The 23426-nt window shown below is 62.8% G+C and carries 23 protein-coding genes; 18 read left to right on the top strand and 5 right to left on the bottom strand.

Annotation, left to right across the window (positions count from 1 at the left end):
- Positions 1–61 precede the first annotated feature (61 nt).
- The 3 genes from AC07VI_RS06060 to rsmA are packed head-to-tail and all read left to right on the top strand — an operon-like array spanning position 62 to position 3338.
- On the top strand, positions 62–1438 hold the full coding sequence (locus tag AC07VI_RS06060; protein ID WP_226936402.1) for a peptidylprolyl isomerase: 1377 nt from the start codon (positions 62–64) through the stop codon (positions 1436–1438).
- A 19-nt stretch (positions 1439–1457) separates the two neighbouring features.
- Positions 1458–2507: a 4-hydroxythreonine-4-phosphate dehydrogenase PdxA gene (pdxA, locus tag AC07VI_RS06055; protein WP_086144675.1), complete on the top strand. Its 1050-nt coding sequence runs from the start codon at positions 1458–1460 to the stop codon at positions 2505–2507.
- 51 nt (positions 2508–2558) lie between these two features.
- A complete protein-coding gene (gene rsmA / locus AC07VI_RS06050) occupies positions 2559–3338 on the top strand; it encodes a 16S rRNA (adenine(1518)-N(6)/adenine(1519)-N(6))-dimethyltransferase RsmA (protein WP_099374055.1) in 780 nt (259 codons plus the stop codon).
- Between the two features lie 86 nt (positions 3339–3424).
- On the opposite strand, the gene AC07VI_RS06045 is transcribed toward rsmA, so the two are convergent.
- Entirely contained in the window at positions 3425–4342 is a 918-nt protein-coding gene (locus AC07VI_RS06045) for a LysR family transcriptional regulator (protein ID WP_086144673.1), read from the bottom strand.
- A gap of 239 nt (positions 4343–4581) precedes the next feature.
- Between AC07VI_RS06045 and AC07VI_RS06040 the strand changes: the two genes are divergently transcribed.
- Genes AC07VI_RS06040 through AC07VI_RS06010 form a run of 7 tightly spaced genes read left to right on the top strand, consistent with a single transcriptional unit; the run spans position 4582 to position 11511 of the window.
- Complete coding sequence (locus AC07VI_RS06040; RefSeq protein ID WP_086144672.1) at positions 4582–5685, top strand: porin; 1104 nt, start codon at positions 4582–4584, stop codon at positions 5683–5685.
- Between the two features lie 57 nt (positions 5686–5742).
- Positions 5743–6765: an ABC transporter substrate-binding protein gene (locus AC07VI_RS06035; protein ID WP_492996148.1), complete on the top strand. Its 1023-nt coding sequence runs from the start codon at positions 5743–5745 to the stop codon at positions 6763–6765.
- Between the two features lie 21 nt (positions 6766–6786).
- Complete coding sequence (locus AC07VI_RS06030) at positions 6787–7626, top strand: ABC transporter permease (protein ID WP_086144671.1); 840 nt, start codon at positions 6787–6789, stop codon at positions 7624–7626.
- Positions 7623–8402 carry an ABC transporter permease gene (locus AC07VI_RS06025; RefSeq protein WP_034778814.1) on the top strand — a complete coding sequence of 260 codons (780 nt, stop codon included), beginning with the start codon at positions 7623–7625 and terminating at the stop codon, positions 8400–8402. Before AC07VI_RS06030 ends, AC07VI_RS06025 begins: the two co-directional genes overlap by 4 nt.
- Before the next feature lie 13 nt (positions 8403–8415).
- The gene (locus AC07VI_RS06020; protein WP_086144670.1) at positions 8416–9447 is read left to right on the top strand and encodes an ABC transporter ATP-binding protein; all 1032 of its coding nucleotides are present in this window, start codon (positions 8416–8418) and stop codon (positions 9445–9447) included.
- 20 nt (positions 9448–9467) lie between these two features.
- Positions 9468–10412 (top strand): nucleoside hydrolase, encoded by a 945-nt coding sequence (locus AC07VI_RS06015; protein ID WP_226936408.1) that lies wholly within the window; start codon positions 9468–9470, stop codon positions 10410–10412.
- A gap of 28 nt (positions 10413–10440) precedes the next feature.
- Positions 10441–11511 carry an adenosine deaminase family protein gene (locus AC07VI_RS06010; protein WP_086144669.1) on the top strand — a complete coding sequence of 357 codons (1071 nt, stop codon included), beginning with the start codon at positions 10441–10443 and terminating at the stop codon, positions 11509–11511.
- 1 nt (position 11512) lies between these two features.
- Here AC07VI_RS06010 and AC07VI_RS06005 read toward each other — a convergent pair whose 3' ends face one another.
- On the bottom strand, positions 11513–12895 hold the full coding sequence (locus tag AC07VI_RS06005; protein ID WP_086144668.1) for a short-chain fatty acyl-CoA regulator family protein: 1383 nt from the start codon (positions 12893–12895) through the stop codon (positions 11513–11515).
- A gap of 120 nt (positions 12896–13015) precedes the next feature.
- On the opposite strand from AC07VI_RS06005, the gene AC07VI_RS06000 reads away from it, so the two are divergent.
- The 5 genes from AC07VI_RS06000 (at position 13016) to mmsB (ending at position 18619) form a co-directional block, all read left to right on the top strand.
- Positions 13016–14560, top strand: coding sequence for a CoA-acylating methylmalonate-semialdehyde dehydrogenase (locus AC07VI_RS06000; protein WP_086144667.1), 1545 nt, complete (start codon positions 13016–13018; stop codon positions 14558–14560).
- A 9-nt stretch (positions 14561–14569) separates the two neighbouring features.
- Complete coding sequence (locus AC07VI_RS05995) at positions 14570–15730, top strand: acyl-CoA dehydrogenase family protein (RefSeq protein WP_086144666.1); 1161 nt, start codon at positions 14570–14572, stop codon at positions 15728–15730.
- Positions 15727–16512, top strand: coding sequence for an enoyl-CoA hydratase (locus AC07VI_RS05990; protein WP_086144665.1), 786 nt, complete (start codon positions 15727–15729; stop codon positions 16510–16512). Before AC07VI_RS05995 ends, AC07VI_RS05990 begins: the two co-directional genes overlap by 4 nt.
- Positions 16505–17635 (top strand): enoyl-CoA hydratase/isomerase family protein, encoded by a 1131-nt coding sequence (locus tag AC07VI_RS05985; RefSeq protein ID WP_086144664.1) that lies wholly within the window; start codon positions 16505–16507, stop codon positions 17633–17635. Before AC07VI_RS05990 ends, AC07VI_RS05985 begins: the two co-directional genes overlap by 8 nt.
- An 81-nt stretch (positions 17636–17716) precedes the next feature.
- A complete protein-coding gene (gene mmsB / locus AC07VI_RS05980) occupies positions 17717–18619 on the top strand; it encodes a 3-hydroxyisobutyrate dehydrogenase (RefSeq protein WP_099374059.1) in 903 nt (300 codons plus the stop codon).
- 186 nt (positions 18620–18805) lie between these two features.
- On the opposite strand, the gene AC07VI_RS05975 is transcribed toward mmsB, so the two are convergent.
- Together AC07VI_RS05975 and AC07VI_RS05970 are read right to left on the bottom strand one after the other, a co-directional pair.
- Entirely contained in the window at positions 18806–19387 is a 582-nt protein-coding gene (locus AC07VI_RS05975; protein WP_099419382.1) for a hypothetical protein, read from the bottom strand.
- 36 nt (positions 19388–19423) lie between these two features.
- Complete coding sequence (locus AC07VI_RS05970; RefSeq protein ID WP_086144661.1) at positions 19424–20023, bottom strand: hypothetical protein; 600 nt, start codon at positions 20021–20023, stop codon at positions 19424–19426.
- Between the two features lie 244 nt (positions 20024–20267).
- Here AC07VI_RS05970 and AC07VI_RS05965 point away from each other — a divergent pair, with 244 nt between their 5' ends.
- Positions 20268–20993: an HAD family hydrolase gene (locus AC07VI_RS05965; protein WP_172404684.1), complete on the top strand. Its 726-nt coding sequence runs from the start codon at positions 20268–20270 to the stop codon at positions 20991–20993.
- A 100-nt stretch (positions 20994–21093) separates the two neighbouring features.
- Entirely contained in the window at positions 21094–22110 is a 1017-nt protein-coding gene (gene hrcA / locus AC07VI_RS05960; RefSeq protein WP_086144659.1) for a heat-inducible transcriptional repressor HrcA, read from the top strand.
- A gap of 42 nt (positions 22111–22152) precedes the next feature.
- Here the strand turns inward: hrcA and fur are convergent, their stop codons facing one another.
- Positions 22153–22584 (bottom strand): ferric iron uptake transcriptional regulator, encoded by a 432-nt coding sequence (fur, locus tag AC07VI_RS05955; RefSeq protein WP_086144658.1) that lies wholly within the window; start codon positions 22582–22584, stop codon positions 22153–22155.
- A 99-nt stretch (positions 22585–22683) separates the two neighbouring features.
- On the opposite strand from fur, the gene AC07VI_RS05950 reads away from it, so the two are divergent.
- On the top strand, positions 22684–23409 hold the full coding sequence (locus AC07VI_RS05950; RefSeq protein WP_492996142.1) for an outer membrane protein assembly factor BamE: 726 nt from the start codon (positions 22684–22686) through the stop codon (positions 23407–23409).
- Positions 23410–23426 lie beyond the last annotated feature (17 nt).

Here is a 23426-nt window from a genome sequence, read left to right as displayed (position 1 = left end):
AAACCGGTTTTTTTATTCACCTGAACTCATGAGCGCTCTACACATTATGCGTAATGCCAGTATGCACCAACTCAAAATTGCAACGGTTTTGTTGTGCGCCATTTCCGGCGCCGCGACCAGTAGTGTCTGGGCGCAACAGGCCGCGCCTGCGCCTGCCGCCGCTCCCGCCGTCAAGGGTTTCACGCCGCCAGCGTCGAGCAGCGGCAAGACCATCGACTCCATCGCCGTCGTCGTCAATGACGATGTGATCACGCGCAATGAAGTGGCGGCCCGCATCAAGAGCGTGGAGCAGCGCATGAAGGCGCAGAACATCCCGCTGCCCGATCCTGCCGACCTGCGCCGTCAATTGCTCGAACGCATGATCGTTGAGCGCGCGCAAATGCAGCTGGCCAAGGAAATGGGCGTGCGCGTGGATGACCTGACCCTGGACCGCGCGATTGCCCGTATTGCGGAACAGCAAAAAATGACAGTGCAAGACCTGCGCAACCAGATGGAAAAAGAAGGTACGCCGTTTGCAACTTTCCGTGAAGAAATTCGCGATGAGATCATCATGCAGCGCCTGCGCGAACATGAAGTCGACGCCAAGATCCAGATTTCGGATTCCGAAGTGGACAATTTCCTCGACGCGGAAAAAGCGGCGGCCAGCGAACAGGTGGAACTGAACCTGGCGCAAATTCTCGTGCGTATCCCGGAAAACTCCAGCCCGGAACAGATCGCCGCCCGCCGCGCGCGCGCCGAAGAAGTCAGCCGCCAGCTGCGCACGGGCGCCGATTTCGCCAAGATGGCCGCCACCTATTCCGACGCCAGCGATGCGCTGAGCGGCGGCGATATCGGCTGGCGCCAGAGCGACCGCCTGCCGCCCCTGTTCACCGAGCAGCTGCTCAAGCTGAAACCGGGCCAGATCACGCCCATCATCAAGAGCAACACCGGCTTCCATATCCTGAAACTGGTGGACCGCCGCAGCGCGGCCGAGGCGCAGGCCGTGGCCGCCGTGCAGCAGACGCATGCCCGCCACATCCTGCTGAAAGTGACGCCGACCCTGTCGGCCGCCGAAGCCAAGCGTAAATTGCTGGAATTGAAAGAGCGTCTCGACAACAAGGCCGCCAAGTTCGAAGACCTGGCCCGTTTGTTCTCGAACGACGGTTCGGCGGCCAAGGGCGGCGACCTGGGCTGGCTGTATCCGGGCGACACCGTGCCGGAATTCGAGACGGCCATGAATGCGCTGAAACCGGGCGAAGTGAGCCAGCCGATCGAATCGAGCTTCGGTTTCCATCTGATCGAAGTGCTGGAGCGCAAGAGCGACGACGTCTCGAAAGAGAAGCAGCGCAATGCCGCGCGCAACGCCTTGCGCGAACGCAAACTGGAAGAGGCGACGGAGAACTGGGCGCGTGAAGTGCGCGACCGTGCCTACGTCGAATTCCGCGCGGACGACCAGTAATGCTGCTGATTAATTGCGCATGAGTAACTTGCCCCTTGCACGCCGCCCGGCCATCGCCATCACCTGCGGCGAACCGGCCGGTGTCGGCCCGGAAATCTCCATACGCGCCGCCTGGGCCATGCGCAATGAAGTCAACTGCATCCTGCTGGGCGACGCCGCCTTCCTGGCCATGACGGCCAGCCTGATCGATCCGGAGATCCGCCTGGCGGCGCTGTCGCTGCAAGCCGTGCGCAACAGCGGCTTGCCCCAGTTCGGCCCCGGCCGCCTGGCCGTGATCGACATTCCTACCGTCAACAATGTCATCCCTGGCGTGCTCGACAAGGAAAATGGCCGCGCCGTGCTGGCCACCCTGGATGCGGCCGTGGAAGGCATCGCGGCCGGCTGGTTCGGCGCCATGGTCACGGCGCCCTTGCAAAAAAGCACCATCAACGATGCGGGCGTGGCCTTTTCCGGCCACACGGAATACCTGGCGGAAAAGACCGGCACGCCGCAAGTGGTCATGATGCTGGCCGGCGAACCTGGCCATGGCGAGCCGACCCTGCGCGTGGCGCTGGCCACCACGCACCTGCCATTGAAGGACGTGTCCGCTGCCATCACGATGGACAGCCTGGCCGTCACGCTCGATATCCTCCAGCTTGATCTGCAACAGAAATTCGGCATCGCCGCGCCGCGCATCCTCGTGACCGGCCTGAACCCGCATGCGGGCGAGGGCGGCTATCTGGGGCGCGAGGAAATCGACGTCATCGCCCCGGCGATTGCAGCCGCGCAAGCGCGCGGCATCGATGCGCGCGGCCCGTACCCGGCCGACACCTTGTTCCAGCACAAGTACCTGGCCGACGCCGACTGCGTGCTGGCCATGTACCACGACCAGGGCTTGCCCGTGCTGAAATACGCGACCTTCGGGCGCGGCATCAATGTCACCCTGGGCTTGCCGCTGATCCGCACCTCGGTCGACCACGGCACGGCGCTGGACCTGGCCGCGCAAGGACTGGGCCTGGCCGATTGCCACAGCATGGAGCAGGCCCTGCAAACGGCGCTGCACATGCTGCGCGCCAGCCGCCGCGCCTGATATCCACCGGTCTTACCCCGCTACACCGCCTCTAGAATAGAAAAACAGAATATGAAACACGTTGCCCGCAAACGTTTTGGCCAGAACTTCCTGCATGACCGCTTCGTCCTCGACGACATCACGGCCGCCATCGCGCCGCAGGCGGACGACGCCATGGTCGAGATCGGCCCCGGCCTGGGCGCCATGACGGAGCAGCTGCTGCGTCACCTGAAGCAGATGCACGTGGTCGAGCTGGACCGCGACCTGATCGTGCGCCTGGAAAAGACCTTCAACCCTGCCAAGCTGACGATCCATTCGGGCGATGCGCTGAAGTTTGATTTCGCGCAAATCCCCGTGCCGGCCGGCCAGAAGCTGCGCATCGTGGGCAACTTGCCGTACAACATTTCCAGCCCGCTGCTGTTCCACCTGGCGGATTTTGCGCCGCTGGTGCAGGACCAGCATTTCATGTTGCAGAAGGAAGTCGTCGAGCGCATGGTGGCCGAGCCGGGCAGCAAGGCGTATGGCCGCCTGTCCGTGATGCTGCAGTGGCGCTACGACATGACCTTGATGTTCATCGTGCCGCCGACGGCGTTTGATCCGCCGCCGAAGGTGGAATCGGCCATCGTGCGCATGATCCCCGTGGCCGAACGCCTGGCGTGCGACCAGGAAACCCTGGAAGCGGTCGTCATGAAGGCGTTTTCGCAGCGCCGCAAGGTGATCCGCAACTGCCTGGCCGGCATGTTTACGGAAGAGCAGATCAAGGCGGCGGGCATCGACCCGACCCTGCGTCCGGAAACCGTGGGACTGGAGCAGTATGTTGCCTTGGCGAATCTGCTCAAAGCACCGCAGTAATCGCCAAGGCTGGGGTCAGACCCTCTCCACCACCAGCGCCTGAGCAGGCGTCGACGTGAGTGGGGGGCTGGCCCCGGCGGTGACAATCAAAACCACTGGTCGACCTGCTGTAAATCCTGCCGCAATGCTGAAAAACAGTCGTCCACATGGTGGTTGCGGCTGATCTCATTGCGCCGCATCAGGGCGATCTTGCGCTTGCATGTGGGATGGCGCAGGGGGGCCACGTGCAGATCCTCGTCGTTGAGGAAGGTCGTGTAGAGGCTGGGCATGATGCCCACGGCAATGCCGGCGCGCACCACGCCATACAGCGACTCGCTGTGTATCATCTGGTACAGGCTCGACGGGCTCAAGCCATGCTGGCGCAGCGCATTCGAGGCGAATTCCCAGATGCTGCCCTTGGTAAATACGACGATTTCCTGGCCCGCCAGCTGTTCCCAGCGCACTTCCTTCAGCGACGCCAGCGCATGGCGTCCCGCCGTCACCAGCACCAGCTCATCCTCGAACAGGCCGACGCTCTCCAGCGAGACGGAACCGGGCACCTCGATACCCACGCAAAAATCCAGCTGTCCCGAATGCAGCGCGTGCAGCAAGCCGTCGTTGGGCATGTCCGACAGGACGATTTCCACTTCATCGCCATGCTGTTCGCTGTAGCGCGCCACCACGGCCGCTGTCATGGCCATCGCCGACGGTATCGCGCCGATGCGGATGCGGTGCCGGCCGCTGCCGATGGCGCGCTGGATATCGGCAAAGGTATTGCTCGCCGTATTCAATAAATGCGTGGTGTAGTCGAGCGCCAGCTTGCCTTCGCGCGTCAGCTCCAGCTGGTGCGTTGTGCGGTTAAACAACTTTTTTCCCAGTTGATTTTCCAGCAGCTTGATCGATGCGCTGAGGGCCGGCTGGGTCACGCACAGCTCCTGCGCCGCCTTGCTGAAGCTGTTTACCCGGGCTAGGGTGGCAAACGCTTGTAAATGTCGTAAGGAAATCTTCTTGCTCAGTTCATGCATGCGCTTTGCTTATCAGAAAAAATAATGGATTTATAAAAATAAACAAATTTTCTTATCCCGCAATTTACCATATTCTGGACTGGTCTTTACTTGTCTTGAAAGCAACAATTTTCGGAGAAGCGCTTGCCATGGGGCGCCGGCACACGCGGCAGCCAGCATGCAAGGGACGCAGGCAATAACAATAATTCCAAAAAACTCAGGGTGTATTCTTTTTTAGGGTGGCGGCGATGAATAAATGGATGACTGGAACGATGGTGGTGGGTGGCTTGCTGGCGGCGCAGGGCGCGGCGCAGGCGCAAAGCAGCGTGCAAGTGTATGGCTTGCTGTCGGCCGGTATCGGCTATGTCTCGGACGAGGGTAACGGCAGCCGCACGCATGCGCTGAGCGGCACCAACCAGAATCCCCGCATCGGCTTCCGCGGCCAGGAAGACCTGGGCGACGGCAACAAGGCCGTCTTCGTGCTGGAAAACGGTTTTAACGTGATGACGGGCACGGCCTCGCAAAGCGGCCGCCTGTTCGGCCGCCAGTCGTATGTGGGCCTGTCCAGCAACGACAAGGGCACCCTGACCCTGGGCCGCCAGTACGAAGCCGTCAAGGACCTGCTGGGCCCGGTGGTCATCGCCAGTAACGGCGTGCACATCGGCGACAACGACAATGGCTATAACAACTTGCGCGTGCAAAATGCCGTCAAGTACGTCAGCCCGAACATCAGCAACCTGTCGTTCACGGGCCTGTATGGCTTCAGCGAAAACCCGGCGGACTCCAAGCGCAACCGCGTCTACAGCATGGGCGCCGGCTACAAGGTCGATGCCTTCAGCTGGGCCGTCGCCTACACCAAGATGGACCACCCGAACAGCCCCGATGCGCCGAATGGCGCCATCGGCAACGACTATGGCAGCTCCCTGTTGATCTTTAACAAGAGCGCCGTCAAGGGCGCCGGCGTGGACAGCCAGGCCATCGCCGGCACGGGAGGCTTTTATAATGTGGGCAGGACCAAGTTTGGCGCGCTGTACACCAACGTGCGCTACCACTACCTGGACCAAAGCAATCTGACCCTGCAAAACGTGGATCTGAACGTGAACCACAAGCTGACGGAAGCGCTGAACCTGGGCGCGTCGTATTTCTATACCACCGGAAAATATGACGTGATCAACAAGACGCCGAAATGGCATCAGGTCAACTTCCAGGCCGATTACTTCCTGTCCAAGCGCACCGACGTCGCCGTCACCTGGAGCTACCAGAAGGCGGCCGGCGATGCGACGTTCGCCCGCGTGTTCGGCTTCGGCGCGTCCGGCGGCAAGACGCAAAGCGTGCTGATCGTCGGCATGCGACATTATTTCTGATTCTGATTCATCTTTACAGGCGCTGTCCCGCAGCGCCGCCCCCTGAAAGGAAGCATCTTGAAAAAGCACCTCATGCTGGCTTTGAGCCTAGGCTTGCTGGCCAACGCCGCCCACGCGGAAAAACGCGAGCTGGTCATTTCGGCCTATCCGATTGCCCAGCCCCTGTTCATGAAGTATGTGTACGAGCCGTTCAAGGCCAAATGCGGTTGCGATATCAAGGTGGAAACGGGAAATAATGCTGACCGCATCGCCAAGCTGGTGGTACACGCCAAGAACCCGGTCATCGACCTGGTGCTGCTGTCCGATTCCGGCATGCTGGAAGCGGCACAGAAGGGCGTGATCCAGCCCATGGATTACTCCAAACTGAGCAATTACAAGGCCCTGTATGACGTGGCGAAAAACCCCATCGGCGGCAACTTCGCCGTCGGCTACACCCTGTATTCCGTGGGCCTGGTGTACCGCAGCGACAAGATCGCCCCGCTGACGTCCTGGAAGGACCTGTGGCGCCCCGAACTGAAGGGCCGCGTGGCCTTCCCCGACGTGAGCACCACGCAGGGCCCCTTGATGCTGCGCATGGCCGATGCGGCCTGGGGCGGCAAGACGGATGACTATGCCGCCGGCTTTGCCAAGATCGTCGGCATGAAGGGCAGCGTCGTCACGTTCTCGAAAAACAGCGCGCAGCTGGCCGCCCTGTTCGCCCAGGATGAAATCTGGGCCGCGCCCGTGGCGCGTTTTACGTGGTCGCAAATGCTCAAGACGGGTCTGCCCCTGAAATGGAGCATCCCGGCCGAAGGCCAGGCGGCCGGCATGAACGTGATGGGCATCGTCGCCGGCTCGAAGAATGCGGACCTGGCGTACCAGCTGATGGATTTCTGGCTGTCCAAGGAAGTGCAGACGCAGCTGGCGACCAACCTGGTCGACTCGCCCGTCAACAAGGACGTGCGCCTGTCCGTGGCGGCCGCGCAATTCAACACCTACGGCCCTGACCAGATCAACTCGCTGAAATTCGTCAAGCCGGAAACCATCATCAAACAGCGCAGCAACTGGATGACGCAGTGGAACAAGGCCATGAGCAAATAGTGGTGACGAGGAGAGAACACCATGTTTGCTGATCCAAAAAAGCGCCTGGGCCTGCTGCTGGTCCTGCCCGCGCTGATCTTTATCGTTGTCTGCTTCCTGCTGCCCGTGCTGGCGCTGCTGGTCGACGCCTTCCGCGTCGGCGACGGCATGCAGTGGGGCGTTGACCGCTTCGTCGAATTCTTCTCGCAGGAATTCAACCGCACCATCTTCTGGCGCACCCTGCGCATCGCCGCGCTGGTGACGCTCGCTGCCGTCATCCTCGGCTACCCGGCCGCGCAGGCCGTGGCGCGCGTGTCGCCGAAGTGGCGCGGGCTGGTGGTGGGCATGATGATTTTGCCGCTGATGGTCTCGCCGATTGCGCGTACCTACGCCTGGATCGTCTTGCTGGGCCGTAATGGCGCCCTCAACGCGGCGCTGGTCAACATGGGTTTCACGGACGAGCCGCTGCGTTTGCTGTTCAGCGAGTTCGCCGTCTTTGTCGGCCTGCTGCAACTGCTGCTGCCCTTGATGCTGATGTCCTTGGCCGGCGCGCTGGAAAACCTGCCGCGCGACGTGGAACCGGCCGCGGCGACTTTGGGCGCCAATCCCTGGCAAGTCTTTTGCAAGGTCACCCTGCCGCTGACGCAGGAAGGCCTGGTGGTCGGCGGCACCCTGGTGTTTACGGGCTGCGTGACGGCCTATGTGACGCCGGCCCTGCTGGGCGGCACCAAGGTGCTGATGCTGGAAACCCTGCTGTACCAGAAGGTCAGCGTGGAGAGCGACTTCGGCGCGGCGAACGTCATCGCCGTCATCCTCGTCTGCATGACTTTGCTGGTGAATGCCGGCCTTAAACGTATTTCCTCGAGCCGGAGTTCCGTATGAAAGAAAGCTTATTCTCGCGCGCCGTCCTGTGGCTCGTGTTCCTGTTCCTGCTGGGCCCCTTCGCCATCGTCGTGCTGGCCGGCTTTAGCGGCGGCGAAACCCTGGCCTTCCCGCCCGAGTCGTATTCGCTGCGCTGGATAATCGAAGTGTGGTCGGCGCCCGAGTTCCGCCGGGCCTTCCAGACCAGCCTGGAAATCGGCCTGATCGCCACCGTCATCGCGCTGTTGCTGGGCATACCCGTCGCGTATGCGTTTTCACGCATGCCGCCGCCCGGCATCGGCGCCATCCGCCAGATCCTGACGTCGCCGCTGATCATTCCCGCCATCCTCGTCGGCCTGGGACTGCTGCACCACCTCGTGCTGACCATCAATGCGCCCGTCTACGTGGGCCTGTTGATCGGCCATATCGCGTTGCTGATCCCGTATTCGGTGCGCGTGGTGTACGCCAGCCTGGTGAACCTGCGCGTGGATATCGAGGATGCCGCCATCACGCTGGGCGCGTCGCGCCTGCGCGCGTTCTTCATGATCGTGCTGCCGAACATCCGCAACGCCGTGATCGCCGCCTTCTTCCTCGCCTTCGTCACTTCGTTCAACCAGGTGCCCGTCTCGCTGTTCCTGACGGGGCCTGGCATCAGCACCCTGCCCATCGAGATGCTGGGACATATGGAAAACAGCTTCGATCCTTCGATCGCTGCCCTGTCGACCTTGCTGGTCTTGTTCACCATGGCCTTCGTGATGGTGACCGAGAAGGTGCTGGGCATTTCTAAATACATGTAAGAGGCAATACACGATGAGTTATCTGGAACTGCACAAGCTGAACCTCGGCTACGCCAAGAACACGACGTCCGTGAAAGACCTGGACTTGCACGTCGAGCAGGGCGAACTGATTTCCCTGCTGGGCCCCAGCGGCTGCGGCAAGACCACCACCATGCGCGCGATTGCCGGCCTGATGCCGCTGCAGTCGGGCCGCATCGTGCTCGACGGCCGCGAGATCGGCAAGCTGGCGCCGAATAAACGCAATATCGGCATGGTCTTCCAGTCGTACGCCTTGTTTCCTCACCTGAATGTATACGACAACATCGCTTTCGGCTTGCGCCTGCGCAAGGTTGCGCCAGCTTTGCTGAAAACCAAGGTGGAAGCCGTGATCGCCGCCGTCGGCCTGGCGGGGTTCGAAACGCGCTTGCCGGCGCAGATGTCCGGCGGCCAGCAGCAGCGCGTGGCGCTGGCGCGCGCCATCGTCGTCGAGCCGGCCCTGCTGCTGCTCGATGAGCCGCTGTCGAACCTGGACGCCAAGCTGCGCGTGCAGATGCGCGCCGAATTGCGCCGCATCCAGCGCGAACTGGGCATCACCATGCTGTACGTGACGCATGACCAGGAAGAAGCGCTGGCTTTGTCCGACCGCATCGTCGTCATGAACAGCGGCCGCATCGAGCAGCTGGCCGCGCCGGAAGCCGTCTTCAATACGCCGTCGACGCGTTTTGTTGCCAACTTCATGGGCTTCGAGAACCTGTTCGACTACCGCGACGGCGCGCTGCACCACGCGGGCGCCAGCCTGCCGTACACGGCGCCGGTGACCTCGGGCACGACGGTGCTGGGCTGGCGTCCGGACAAGGTGCGCGTGTGCGCCGCCGACGATGCAAGCGGCCAGTACCCGGGCACCGTGCTGGCGCGCGGCTTCCTGGGCGACACCGTCGAATATCTGCTGCAAACGCCGCTGGGCCAGGTCAAGGGCATTTGCGCGGCCGGCGGCGCCGCCTGGCGCGAAGGCACGGCCGTCTCGTTCGTGCTGCCGTCCGACAGCGCCCTGTGTTTGGCTGCCTGATTTTTTAACTGGAAACCATCATGACCCAAGCCTTGAAAAAAATCTGGCTCGACACGGATCCCGGATTTGACGACTGGCTGACGATGTTGTTGCTGGGCAGCAATCCGGACATCGAGTGGCTGGGCGTGAGCGTGGTGGCGGGCAATGCGCCCGTCGCCATCACCTACGACAACGCCTTGCGCATCAAGGCCCATGACGGCTTGACGGTGCCCATCTACCGCGGCTGCGAAGAACCGCTGGCGGGCGTCATCGAAACGGCGCAGCGCATCCTCGGCGACAGCGGCATGCCGACGACCGGAGAAATCCTGCCGCCAGGCGCCGCCAGCGACGCTGCCGGCCACGCCGTCGACGCCCTGATCGCCGCCGTGCGCAAGCATCCGGGCCAGATCACCATCATGGCGATCGCGCCGATGACGAACCTGGCGACCGCCTTGACGCGCGCGCCCGATATCGCCGGAAAAATTGTCGAAATCATCCTGATGGGCGGCTCCACCGACCAGGGCAACCACACGGCGGCGGCCGAATTCAATATCTATGCGGACCCGGAAGCGGCCGCGCAGGTATTCAAGGCCGGCATCCCGCTGCGCATGTTCGGCCTGAACCTGTGCCGCCAGCTGCTGGTCACTAAACTGGAAGTGGCACGCCTGCGCGCCATCGCCACGCCGCGTGCCTTGCGTCTGGCTGGCTACCTGGAAGCGTATGTGCGCATCCGCAGTGCCGACGGTTCCGTGCCCATGCCCATGTACGACCCGGTCGTGGCGCTGTACCTGGAAGCGCCGCAGCTGTTCCAGTTCCAGCCGGCTCACGTGGCCATCGAATTGACGGGCGAACTGACGCGCGGCATGACGGTATGCGAGTTCCGCGTGCCGCGCCGCGCGCCCATCAACACGCAAGTGGCGATGCTGGCCGACGGCCCGGCTGCCATCGAGCGCCTGATGCGCCGCCTGGCCGCCATTCTCGTCTGATCTTTTTTCCACTAACGAAGCGAGCTTCATGAGTCACCCTGCCGACACCCTGCCTGCCCTGAGCATCGAACAGTTTTTACGCGCCATGCCGAAGGTGGAGCTGCATTGCCACCTGTTCGGCACGGTGCGCCAGGCCACTTTCCGCGCGCTGGCCGCCAAGGCGGGCAATGTCGTCACTCCCGAAGAGATCGACGCTTTCTATACGCGCGGCGACAAGCCCGTCGGCGTGCTGCGCGTGCTGCGCGCGCTCGACGCGCACCTGATCGTCACGCCGACCGACCTGTATTGCCTCGCCTACGAATACCTGGAAGACGCGCATGGCCACGGCGTGCGCTATGCGGAGTTCTTCTGGAATCCGACCGGCACGGTGCGCGTGTCGGGCATCCGCTACGGCTCGGCGCAGGACGCCATCGTGGCCGCCATCCGCGACGCGCAAAGGGATTTTGGCGTGATCGGCCGTCTGATCCCCAGCATCGACCGTGAAGCCGCTCCCGCGGAAGCCGTGCAGATGGTGGAATGGATGAAGGCGCACCGCGCGCCGGAAGTCATCGGCATCGGCATCGACTACCGCGAAAACGACCGTCCGCCGGAACTCTTCATCGAGGCCTACCGCGCCGCGCGCGAGGCCGGCTTCAAGTGCACGGCGCACGCGGGCGAATTCGGCATGCCGTGGATGAACGTGGAGACGGCCATCGAGCAATTGCAGGTGGACAGGGTCGACCACGGCTACACGATTGTTGATAATCCTCAACTGGCGCAGCGCTGCGTGGAGCGCGGCCTGGTGTTTACCGTCGTGCCCACCAATTCGTATTACCTGCGCACCCTGGCGCCCGAGCGCTGGGCCCTCGACCACCCGATCCGCGCCATGGCCAGGCTGGGCCTGAAACTGCATCCGAACACGGACGACCCGACCCTGCACCACGTGACGCCGACAGGCGCCTGGATGATGATGCGCGAATTCGGCTTCGGCCTCGATGACATGCGCGGCTTCATGTTGAATGGCCTGGACGCGGCCTGGATAGACGAGTCCACGCGGCGCGACTGGCGCGCGCAATTTACGCGTGAATTCGACGCGCTGCGCAGCCGGGTCGTCGAGTAAATCAGGCTGACACTGGCGGCGGCGCCAGCAGCGACGGAAACGCCCGCTGCGGGCAGCTTTGGCGCTCGCACACCTTGCAGCCCGTGCCGATCGGCGTGGCGCCGCCGGGATCGTGCAGGTCCAGCCCTTTCGAGTAAATCAGCCGGTGCGCCTGCGAGATGTCGCAGCCCAGCGCCACGGCGAAAGTCTTGCCGGGCGCGCGGAAGCCGGGCGACGCCGTGCTGACCTGGCGCGCGATCCATAAATAGGTGCAGCCGTCGGGCATGCTGGCCACTTGCGTCAGTACCTGGCCCGGATGGCTGAAGGCGTCGTAGACGATCCACAGGGGGCAAGTGCCGCCCACCCTGGAAAAATGGAAATCCGTCGCGGACTGGCGCTTCGACACGTTACCCGCGCGGTCAACGCGCACGAAGAAAAACGGCAGCCCCGCCGCATCGGGGCGCTGCATGGTGCTCAAACGGTGGCACACGGCTTCAAAACCCACACCGAACTGGTGCGCCAGGCGCTCGATATCGTAGGCGCGCGACTCCGCCGCCTGCAGGAAGCGCTGATACGGCATCAACAGGGCGCCGGCAAAATAATTGGAAAACGCCAGGCGCGCGCCCGTCTGCGCGGCCGCGCCGGACAATCCCGCCGCCAGCACCAGCGCGTCGATCAGCGAACTGTGTTCGAGCAGGCTGATTTGGGCCGCCATCTGGAAGGCGCGCTGGCCCCCTGTCAGGGTGTCGGGCAGAAACAGGATATGTTGTTGCGCATCAAAGCGGTGCTTGCGCACCATGCCCGCGTCGCCATCGGACAGCTGCACCTGAATGCCGTGGCGCTCCATCAGCCGGCTTTGCAGGGCGTCGAGCGTGCGCAGTTGCGGGTCGAGTTCGCCCGCCACCAGCTCGGCCGCCCGGTCCAGTTCATCGATGTAATTTTGTCGCCGGTTCAGGTATTCGCGCACTTCCTCGTCCGTGGATGGCGCGGCCGAACTGGCGCCGCGGCTGCCGTCATCGAGGCGCGCGGCCAGCGTATCGGCCCGTTCCGCCATCACCCGGTAGCGCCGCTGCAAGAGCAAGATCGAGCGCGCCAGTTCCGGCATGTTTTCCACCAGCATTTTCAGTTCCGCCATCGAGGTGGGCGGCGCGTCGGGCAATTCGCCGAACACGTCGCGCACGTCGGCCACCAGGCTGGCGCTGTCGTGCTCGGAAAAGATTTGCGGGTCGACCCCGAGAACACTGCCGATGCGCAACAGGATCGGCACCGTCAGCGGGCGCTGGTTGCGCTCCATCTGGTTCAGGTAGCTGGGCGAGATGCCCAGGGACTTGGCCAGCGCCACCTGCGTCATGCGCCTTTCCTCGCGCAGGCGCTGCAGGCGCACGCCCATGAAAACCTTTGCCATCGCGTTTACTCTCCCTCGGTTTGTGGAATCTGCAAATTTACAATCTTTGCAGATTAACAGATTCAGCTTTGCATTATCTCGCATTTTCACGCCTTGTTTGCGCTGGGGATTGTGCGAATAATGCAAACAGACCATACCCACACCAGGAGACACCGAGTGACCACGCAAAACATAATTCCGACCGTTCCCCTCTTGATCAACGGCGAATGGGTCGAATCCCGCACCACCGTCTGGCGCGACGTCGTCAACCCCGCCACGCAGGAAGTCCTGGCCAAGGTGCCGTTCGCCACGCCCGATGAAGTCAACGCCGCCATCGCCTCGGCCCAGCGCGCCTTCAAAACCTGGCGCAAGACGCCGATCGGCGCCCGCGCGCGCATTTTCCTGAAACTCCAGCAGCTGATCCGCGAAAACATGGCCGACCTGGCCGCCACCCTGACGATGGAACAGGGCAAGACCCTGCTCGACGCGGAAGGCGACGTGTTCCGCGGCTTGGAAGTGGTCGAGCATGCCGCCAATATCGGCACCCTGCAGATGGGCGAATACGCGCAAAACGTGGCCGGCGGCGTCGATACCTACAGCGTGATGCAGCCGCTGGGCGTGTGCGCCGGCATCACCCCGTTCAACTTCCCCGCCATGATTCCGCTGTGGATGTTTCCGATGGCGATTGCCTGCGGCAATACTTTCGTGCTGAAACCATCGGAGCAAGACCCGCTGGTGACGGAAAAACTCGTGCGCCTGGCCTTGCAGGCGGGCATTCCGGCTGGCGTGCTGAACGTCATTCACGGCGGCGAGGACGTGGTCAACGCCCTGTGCGACCACCCGGACATCAAGGCGATTTCGTTTGTCGGCTCGAGCAAGGTGGGCACGCATGTGTACCAGCGCGCCAGCCTGAACGGCAAACGCGCGCAGTGCATGATGGGCGCCAAGAACCATGCCGTCGTCTTGCCTGATGCAAATAAAGAACAGACCTTGAACCAGCTGCTGGGCGCAGGCTTCGGCGCGGCCGGCCAGCGCTGCATGGCGGCGTCCGTTGCCGTGCTGGTGGGCGAGGCGCGCGAGTGGCTGCCGGAACTGTCCGCCAAGGCGCAAACCCTGACGGTGGGCGCGGGCAAGGACAATCCTGACCTGGGCCCTGTGATTTCCTGCGCGGCAAAAGAGCGCGTGTTTGGCCTGATCGCCAAGGGCGTCGAGCAGGGCGCCGTGCTGACCCTCGACGGCCGCGATGTGAAGGTCGACGGCTATCCGAACGGCAACTTCGTCGGGCCGACGATCCTGTCCGGCGTGAAACCCGGCATGGCCGTGTATGACCAGGAAATCTTCGGCCCCGTCCTGATCGTCGTCGAAGTCGACACGCTCGATGAAGCGATCGCCCTGGTGAACGCGAATCCGAACGGCAATGGCACGGCCCTGTTCACGCAAAGCGGCGCCGCCGCGCGCTATTTCCAGGAAGAAATCGACGTGGGCCAGGTCGGCATCAACGTGCCCATTCCCGTGCCCGTTCCCCTGTTCAGCTTTACGGGCTCGCGCGGCTCCAAGCTCGGTGACCTGGGCCCGTTCGGCAAGCAGGTCGTGCTGTTCTACACGCAGACGCAGACGATCACCCAGCGCTGGTTCACGGATGCGGCGTCGGTGGGCAAGGTCAACACCACCATCAGCCTCAAGTAAGGAGCTGGCATGGACTTTGAACTGAGCGACGAGCAGCGCGAGTTCCAGCAGGCGGCGCGCGCGTTTGCCGAGGGCGAATTGGCGCCGCACGCGGCCCGCTGGGATGCGGAATCGATCTTTCCCGTGGAAACCATCGCCAAGGCGGGCGAGATGGGCTTTTGCGGCCTGTACACGCCGCAGCGCTGGGGCGGCCTGGGCCTGTCCCGCCAGGACGCGGCCATCGTCTTCGAGGAACTGGCCGGCGGCTGCACCTCGACCACGGCCTATATCACGATCCATAACATGGCCACCTGGATGCTGTCGCGCTGGGGACAGGAAGCCCTGTGCGACGAGTGGGTGCCAGCGCTGGCCGCCGGCCGGAAGCTGGCCAGCTATTGCCTGACGGAACCGCAATCGGGTTCCGACGCGGCGTCCTTGCGCACCAAGGCAGTAAAAGAGGGCGATTTTTACGTGCTCGACGGTACGAAAGCGTTCATCTCGGGCGCGGGGCAGACGGACATGCTGATCGTCATGGCACGCACGGGCGGCGAGGGTGCGGCCGGCATTTCCGCCTTTGCCGTGCCGGCGGATCTGCCCGGCATCGTGTATGGCAAGAAAGAAGAAAAGATGGGCTGGAACAGCCAGCCTACGCGCATCATCAGCTTCGACCAGGTGAAAGTGCCTGTTGGCAACTTGCTGGGCGCGGAAGGCGAAGGTTTTGCGATTGCCATGAAGGGCATCGACGGCGGGCGCATCAACATCGCCGTGTGCTCGGTGGGCACGGCGCAGGCGGCCCTGACGCGCGCGCAAACGTATATGAAGGAGCGCACGCAGTTCGGCCGCGAGCTGGCCCAGTTCCAGGCCCTGCAATTCAAGCTGGCCGACATGCTGACGGAACTGGTGGCGGCGCGCCAGATGGTGCGCCTGGCAGCCTGGAAACTTGACCAGGAAAGCCCGGATGCGACGGCATATTGCGCCATGGCAAAACGTTTCGCGACGGATGTGGGTTTTAATGTCGCCAACGATGCGCTGCAATTGCACGGTGGCTACGGCTACATCCGCGAGTATCCGCTCGAGCGCCACGTGCGCGACACGCGGGTGCACCAGATCCTGGAAGGGACGAATGAAATCATGCGCCTGATCGTCGCGCGAGCGATTTTGAAAGACGGCGCCACGGAGACCTTACGATGACTAAAGTGTATACCAATCTGCTGCTGGAACGCCGTGGCCACACGGCCCTGGTGACTCTCGACAACCCGCCCGCCCATACCTGGACCCTGGCCAGCCTGCGCGCCCTGAAAGAACTGGTGGCCGACCTGAACGCGGACGCTGACGTGTACGCGCTCGTGATCACGGGCGGCGGCGCCAAGTTCTTCTCGGCCGGCGCCGACCTGAACGTGTTTGCCGATGGCAACAAGGACACGGCCTTCGCCATGGCCGCCGCCTTTGGCGAGGCCTTCGAGGCGCTGTCCGCATTCCGCGGCGTCAGCATCGCCGCCATCAACGGCTACGCCATGGGCGGCGGGCTCGAATGCGCGCTGGCCTGCGATATCCGCATCGCCGAGGAACACGCGCAGATGGCCTTGCCGGAAGCGTCCGTCGGCTTGCTGCCGTGCGCGGGCGGCACGCAGCACCTGCCGTGGCTGGTGGGCGAAGGCTGGGCCAAGCGCATGATTTTATGCGGCGAGCGCGTCGATGCGGCCAGGGCCCTGGCCATCGGCCTCGTCGAGGAAGTCGTGCCAACCGGCAAGGCTGCCGCCACGGCCCTGGCCCTGGCGGCCAAGGTGGCGCGCCAGAGTCCCAGCAGCGTGACGGCGTGCAAGTCACTGATCCAGGGCGCGCGCAGCCGTCCCCTGGTCCATTCCCTGCCCGATGAACGCACCTTGTTCCTGGGCCTGTTCGATACGCAAGATCAGAAGGAAGGCGTGCAGGCGTTCCTGGAAAAACGTCCGGCGGAGTGGAAGAATGGTTGAGACTTTGCTTGAAACCGTGAAAATCGAGGAACGCGACTGTCCCGGCGGCATGAAGCTGGGCGTCATCACCCTCGATGCGCCCAAATCCTTGCACGCGCTGACCCTGGACATGATACGCGCCATCGACAGCGCCCTCGTGCGCTGGGCCGCTGACGACGCCATCGCCTGCGTGGTGCTGCAATCGTCGACGGACAAGGCCTTTTGCGCGGGCGGCGACGTGCGCAGCCTGCGCGCGGCCATCGTCGAGCAGCCCGGCGTCGTGCCGAACCCGCAGGCGCTGGCCTTCTTTGCCGAGGAATACCGGCTCGACCACCGCATCCATACGTATGCGAAACCGTTGCTGGTGTGGGGCGGCGGCATCGTCATGGGCGGCGGCCTGGGTCTGATGGCCGGTGCTAGCCACCGGGTCGTGACGGAAAGCACGCGCATCGCCATGCCGGAAATCACCATCGGCCTGTTTCCCGACGTGGGCGGCAGCTGGTTTCTGGGCCGCATGCCAGGGCGCAGCGGCCTGTTCCTGGGCTTGACGGGCGCGCCGCTGAACGCGGCCGACGCCCTGTTTGCGGGCCTGGGCGACTATTTCCTGCGTCAGGAAGAACGGAACATGGTGCTCGACGCGCTGGCGCTGGCGCAATGGCAAGCCAGTCCGCAGGCGAATCACCAGCAGCTGGACCGCCTGCTGCGCGGCTTCTCGGCTCCCGCATCCATGTTGCCCGTGTCCGAAGTGCGCGCCAACTTCGACGCCATCGCCGCGCTGACGCAAGCGCCCACCTTGCCCGAAGTGGTGGCCGCCATTGCCGCCTATGACGGTGATTCGGCCTGGCTGCAAAAGGCGGCCCACTCGCTGGACAAGGGCGCGCCCAGCTCGGCCGCCCTGGTCTGGGCCATGCGTGTACGCACGCGTCATCTGAGCCTGGCGCAAGTGTTCCAGCTGGAACTGATCGTCGCCGTGCAATGTTGCGCCCATGCTGACTTCAGCGAAGGCGTGCGCGCCTTGCTGATTGACAAGGACAACGCGCCGCAATGGCAGCCGGCCACCCTGGGTGACGTCAGCGCAGCGTACCTGGACGAGTATTTTGCGGCGCCGTGGACACAGCATCCGCTGGCCGACCTGCCCATTTAAACATTTAAGTAGTGCATAAAAATGCTCAGGGCTAGGCAACAACGCCATGGGCTTTTTTAGGCGCTACAGGAGACTCTAAAAATGCAACATATCGCTTTTATCGGCCTGGGCAACATGGGCGCGCCGATGGCCCGCAACCTGGTGGCCGCCGGTTTCCACGTATCCGTGTTCGACCTGGCGCCGGCGGCAGTGGCGTCCCTCGTCGAGGCGGGCGCCACGGCGGCCGCGTCCGCCAGTGCGGCCGTGCAGACGGCCGACGCCGTCATCACCATGCTGCCCGCCAACAAGCACGTGCAGGAACTGTACCTGGGGGCCGGCGGCGTGCTGGACTCGGCCAAGCCGGGCGCCTTGCTCATCGATTGCAGCACTATCGCCGCCGACGTGGCGCGCCAGGTGGCGCAGACGGCCAGCGAGCGCGGTTTTGCCATGATCGATGCGCCCGTCTCGGGCGGCACGGCGGGCGCGGCGGCCGGCACCCTGACCTTCATCGTCGGCGGCCCGGACGCCGCCTTGCAGCAGGCGCGACCCCTGCTGGAAAAGATGGGCAAGAATATCTTCCATGCCGGCGAGGCGGGCGCGGGCCAGGTGGCGAAGATTTGCAACAACATGCTGCTGGGCATTCTGATGGCGGGCACGGCCGAGGCGCTGAACCTGGGCGTGGCGCATGGCCTGGACCCGAAAGTGTTGTCCGAGATCATGGCCAAGAGTTCCGGCCGCAACTGGACCCTGGAAGTGTACAACCCGTGGCCTGGCGTCATGGACGGCACGCCCGCTTCGCGCAACTACAGCGGCGGCTTCGGCACGGCGCTGATGCTGAAGGACCTGGGCCTGGCGCAGCAGTCGGCCTTGTCGGCGAACGCGCCCACGCCCTTGGGCGGCCTGGTGCGCCAGCTGTACCAGATGCATGCGCAAGCCGGTTATGCGCAGCAGGATTTCTCCAGCATCGTGCAAATGCTGCAGCCGGGTCTGAACAAACCCGGTTGAGGAATGTTGGGCAAAAAAAAGCCCGCTGGTGAAAGCGGGCTAAATCCAATTCTTGGAAGAGTTGGAGGAGACAGATGCATTATGCTGCATCGCCACATATAACTCCAATTTATCTTTGGAATATCAAATATAGATTTCCGTGATATCTCTTCCCGGTAGCCGCCTGGCGGCTACCGTCGTCGCAACTCAGGCCGGATTGCAGGCGACCTTCACCGTCGTCACATTCGCTTCGCCCATCGTGCCGACGCCGGTGCCTTGTTGTACCACGCACAGCAGCCCCTTCGGCTGGGTGAAGACGCTGACGTTATAGGTGGTGCCATCGGCAACAGGGCCGGTCATGGTAAAGGCCGTGGCGTCCTTGGCCACCGTTGTCTGCGTATTGCCGTTAATCAGCACCAGGCCGTCCACCGTCAGGCCGGAAACCGTGCCGCCCACGCTATAGGTATTTTGTGAACAAGAAACAAAGGCGCTGATATTGAGGTAGTGACCAGCCGAACCGGAACCGCCGCTGATGCTGCAGGTCATGTGGGCCGGTTGTTGCTTGAAGGTGATGTTGTACTCGGTGCCGTAGTCGATGCGCTTGGCAAAGGTGAAAGATGTCTTGCCGGCCGCGACGGGCAGGGATTCGCCGCCATTGGCCAGGATCAGTCCTTCATTGTTCAAGCCGGAGATTGTGCCGCTGACATCGTACGAGGCCTTGCCGCCGCAAGCGGCCAGTCCCAGGGTCAGCAGCAGCGCGGCGAGTGGGCGCAAGCAGGATAACTTCATGTATTTCTCCAAAAAATAGGTGACGGATCGCAAGGATTACTGCGGCGTGCAGTCAAGTGTGGCCGCGGTCGTGGCGGCAGAGCCCATCGTGCCGACCGTATCGCTGCCGTCGGCACTTTTCGAACCCTGGAAGCGGCACGTCTGGCCCGTTGGCTGAGTCCTTATGGAAATACTGTACGGGGCGCCGTCAGCAACGGTTTTGAATTCGTAGGAGGTGGCGCCAGCCAGTGGGCTGATGCCGTTGGAACCCATCACCAGGCGCAAGCCGCCAGCGTTCAGGCCCGTGATGGTGCCGCTCAGCGCGTAGGTATTGGTCTGGCAGGTCACCTGGGCCGTGGTCACGGAGTAGCTCGACGCCTTGCCGCTGCCGTTGATAATGGTGCAGACGGCGCCCTTGGGCTGTTGCGCAATGGTGATATCGTAGCGGTCATCGGTGTTGACCAGCTTGGTGAAAACAAACGAGGTCTGGTTCGCAGAGATCGGCAAGCTTTCGCCATTATTCAGGAGAACCAGGCCATCTTTTGCCAGGTTGACGACCTGGCCTTGCAGATACAGGTTGCCGCCGCTGCCGCCGCAGGCTGCCAGGGTGACGGCGCAAGCCGCCGCCAGCATCGAGCGCAGGTACAAATTTTTCATACATTCTCCAAAACGAATTAGGTGGGGTAGCGCAACACGGACGCTGGCGCCGCATTGGAATGGCGCCTATTTTAGTCTATCTGGCAAGCCGGATGACCTTGCCTTGTATCACCCTGTAACAATTTTTTGCCGGGAAGCGCCGGTCCGGCCCCATTTCACGGGGGCGGCGCCATGCCGGCGGCGGCGATCGGTGCGACAATAGAGGCAAGCTGCGCACCGTGGCGCGGCATCCATCGTGAGTTCCATGTCCCTTGCCCCTGTAAAAGCTGTCGTGCCGCCCAAGGCCATCCTGTTCGACCTCGACGATACGCTGTGGCCTATCGCCCCCGTGATCGCCGCCGCCGAAATCCTGTTGCACGACTGGCTGGCCACGCATGCGCCCAAGGTGGCGCAGCAGTTCTCCAGCGAGATGTTGCGTCAGCACCGTTTGACCATGCTCAACGAACAGCCGCATTTTCATGGCAATCTGATCGAGTTGCGCCGCGCGGGCCTGCTGGCCGCTTTTGAAGCGGCGGGCGAGGATGCCGCCCTGGTCGATGGCGCCATCGTGCACTTTTTGGCCGCCCGCAACCGTGTCCAGCCCTATGACGATGTCTTGCCTGGCTTGGCCTGGCTGCGCCAGCGCATGCTGGTCGGCTCCATCTCGAATGGCAACGCGGACCTTGAAATTATCGGCCTGGCGCAGCATTTCAAGGTGTCCATCGCCGCCAGCGATTTCGGCGTGGCCAAGCCCGATGCCAGCATCTTCCTGGCCGGTTGCGCCGCGCTGGGCGTGGCGCCGCACGAAGCCGTGTACGTGGGCGACGACCTGTATTTCGACGTGACGGGGGCGCAGGGGGCGGGCATGCGCGCCGTCTGGATGAACCGCAAGGGCAGCGACGCGCACCTGGCGGCTGGCGTGCAGCCGGACGCCATCTGCGCGAACTTTGATGAATTGCTGCTGTGGCTGCAAAGGCAACTGGAAGATTGATCGCCGCTGACCGGGCGAACGTGCATAATAGACGCTGTTGACGCACGTTTGGCCGCCTTCGTTGCCGTTTGCGTCACAGTACCTTGCTTAACTACACACCATGCAACTCGATACACGTGCCCAAACACTGCTGAAAGCCCTGGTCGAGCGCTATATCGCCGACGGCCTGCCGGTCGGTTCGCGCGCCTTGTCGAAAATTTCCGGTCTCGACCTGTCGCCGGCCACGATCCGCAACATCATGGCCGATCTGGAAGAGCTCGGTTATGTGGCCAGTCCCCATACCTCGGCCGGACGCATCCCCACGCCGCGCGGCTACCGCATCTTTGTCGACACCTTGCTGACGGTCAAGCATCTCGATGAACACCTGGTGGAGTCGCGCCTGCGCCTGCAGACGCCGCAGCCGCAAAAAACCATCGCCAATGCGGCGCAGATGCTGTCGTCGCTGTCGCAATTTGCCGGCGTCGTGCTCAGCCCGCGCCGCGAATCCGTGTTCCAGCAAATCGAATTCCTGCGCCTGTCCGAAAAACGCATCCTGCTCGTCATCGTCGCCCCCGGTGGCGACGTGCAGAACCGTTTATTGCTGACGGAGGCGGACTATACGCCGGCGCAACTGGTGCAATCGGCCAATTACATCAACCAGAACTATGGCGGCCTGTCGTTTGACGCCGTGCGCGTGCGCCTGCAGGGCGAGTTGCGCCAGCTGCGCGACGATATGGGCAGCCTGATGCAGGCGGCCGTGGAGGCGGGCAGCGAAGCGATGGCCGATCATAGCGACGATATGGTGATTTCCGGCGAGCGCAACTTGCTCAGCGTGAGCGATTTGTCATCGAATATGCACTCGCTGCGCCAGATGTTCGACATGTTCGAGCAAAAAACGGGCCTGATGCAGCTGCTCGACGTGTCGAGCAAGGCGACGGGCGTGCAGATTTTCATCGGCGGCGAGTCGAACCTGGTGCCGATGGATGAGATGAGCGTGGTGACGGCGCCGTATGAAGTCAACGGCAAGATCGTGGGAACGCTGGGAGTGATCGGACCGACGCGCATGGCTTACGAGCGCGTCATTCCGATAGTCGATATCACGGCGAAATTACTGTCCAACGCACTCAGTCATCATTGAACGTCAGGCCGGCCGTTCCCTTGCGGAAACGGCCGGCTCGTATCAGGCGGATTTGTGCGGGCAGGCCGTCTTGATGCAGTTGCCGTAGATAGCCAAGGCGTGTTCGGCGATCTTGAAGCCGCGCTCTTCGGCCACTTTTTGCTGGCGGATTTCGATGTCTTCGTCGAAGAATTCTTCGACCCGGCCACAATCGAGGCAAACCAGGTGGTCGTGGTGGGAACCTTCGTTGAGCTCGAAGATGGCCTTGCCGGTTTCAAAATGGTTGCGGTTGAGCAAGCCTGCCTGTTCGAATTGCGTCAGGACACGGTAGACAGTTGCCAAACCGACATCCATATTGTCGGCCAGCAGAATTTTGTAGACATCTTCCGCTGTCAGGTGGCGTACCGGGCTACTCTGGAAGATATCGAGTATCTTCAGCCGTGGCAGGGTCGCTTTCAGGCCGCTTGCCTTGAGATCACTAGGATTGTTACTCATGTTTGTTGCTCGTATGTGGGTCAGGTGCTTTATCATATAGCGTTTTGTCGGGGAGTGCCAAAATATGCATTTTTTGGCGGGCCGGTCACTCCTGGCGTTTTGTTCATTCAATTGAGGTCATTTATGCGCGTAACACCGGCTGTATTGCCATCTCTCTGGCACCGTCTTTCATTTCGAGCCCCAGTCGTGGCAGGCATGGTCTGTGTCGCGCTGGTGGCGTCTGGTTGCGCCAGCCGTGGCATCCTCGGCGAAAAGCCCGCCATTACCCAGAAAGAGGGCAAGGAAGTCGTGCCTGAAAATGGCGCGCAGACGACAACCATCACGCCGCTGCAGAAATTCATGTGGTTTTTCTCGCCATATCGCCCAGACATTCAACAAGGCAACTTTGTTTCCGAAGAAATGCTGGCCCAGTTGAAGGTAGGCATGACGCGCGACCAGGTGCGTTTTGTTCTCGGCACTTCGTTGTTGACCGATATCTTCCATGCCGACCGCTGGGATTATCCCTTCCGCCTGGCCCGGGGCAGCGGCGAAACCACCAGCAGCCGCGTGGTCGTGTTCTTTGACAAGGAAGGCAAGGTTGCGCGTTTCGAAGGCGGCAACCTGCCGACAGAAAAAGAATATATCGACCGCATCGCCGGTCCGTCGCCGTTCGCCAAAGTGGCCAAGGCCGATGTGCCTGCCGCCGTCGTGCCGTCGCCCGTGGCGCCAAGCGCCGTGCCGGTACCGGCCGATGCCACGCCCGCCATTCCTGTGAGCAAGCCTGAAGTTGCACCAGCGCCGGCGCCTGCCGCCGAGCCTGCGCCCACAGCCGAGCCCACCAAATAAGTTGCTGTAAGAGAATA

Source organism: Janthinobacterium sp. GW821-FHT03A03, from assembly GCF_059421435.1.
This window is presented reverse-complemented; position numbering and strand designations above follow the sequence as displayed.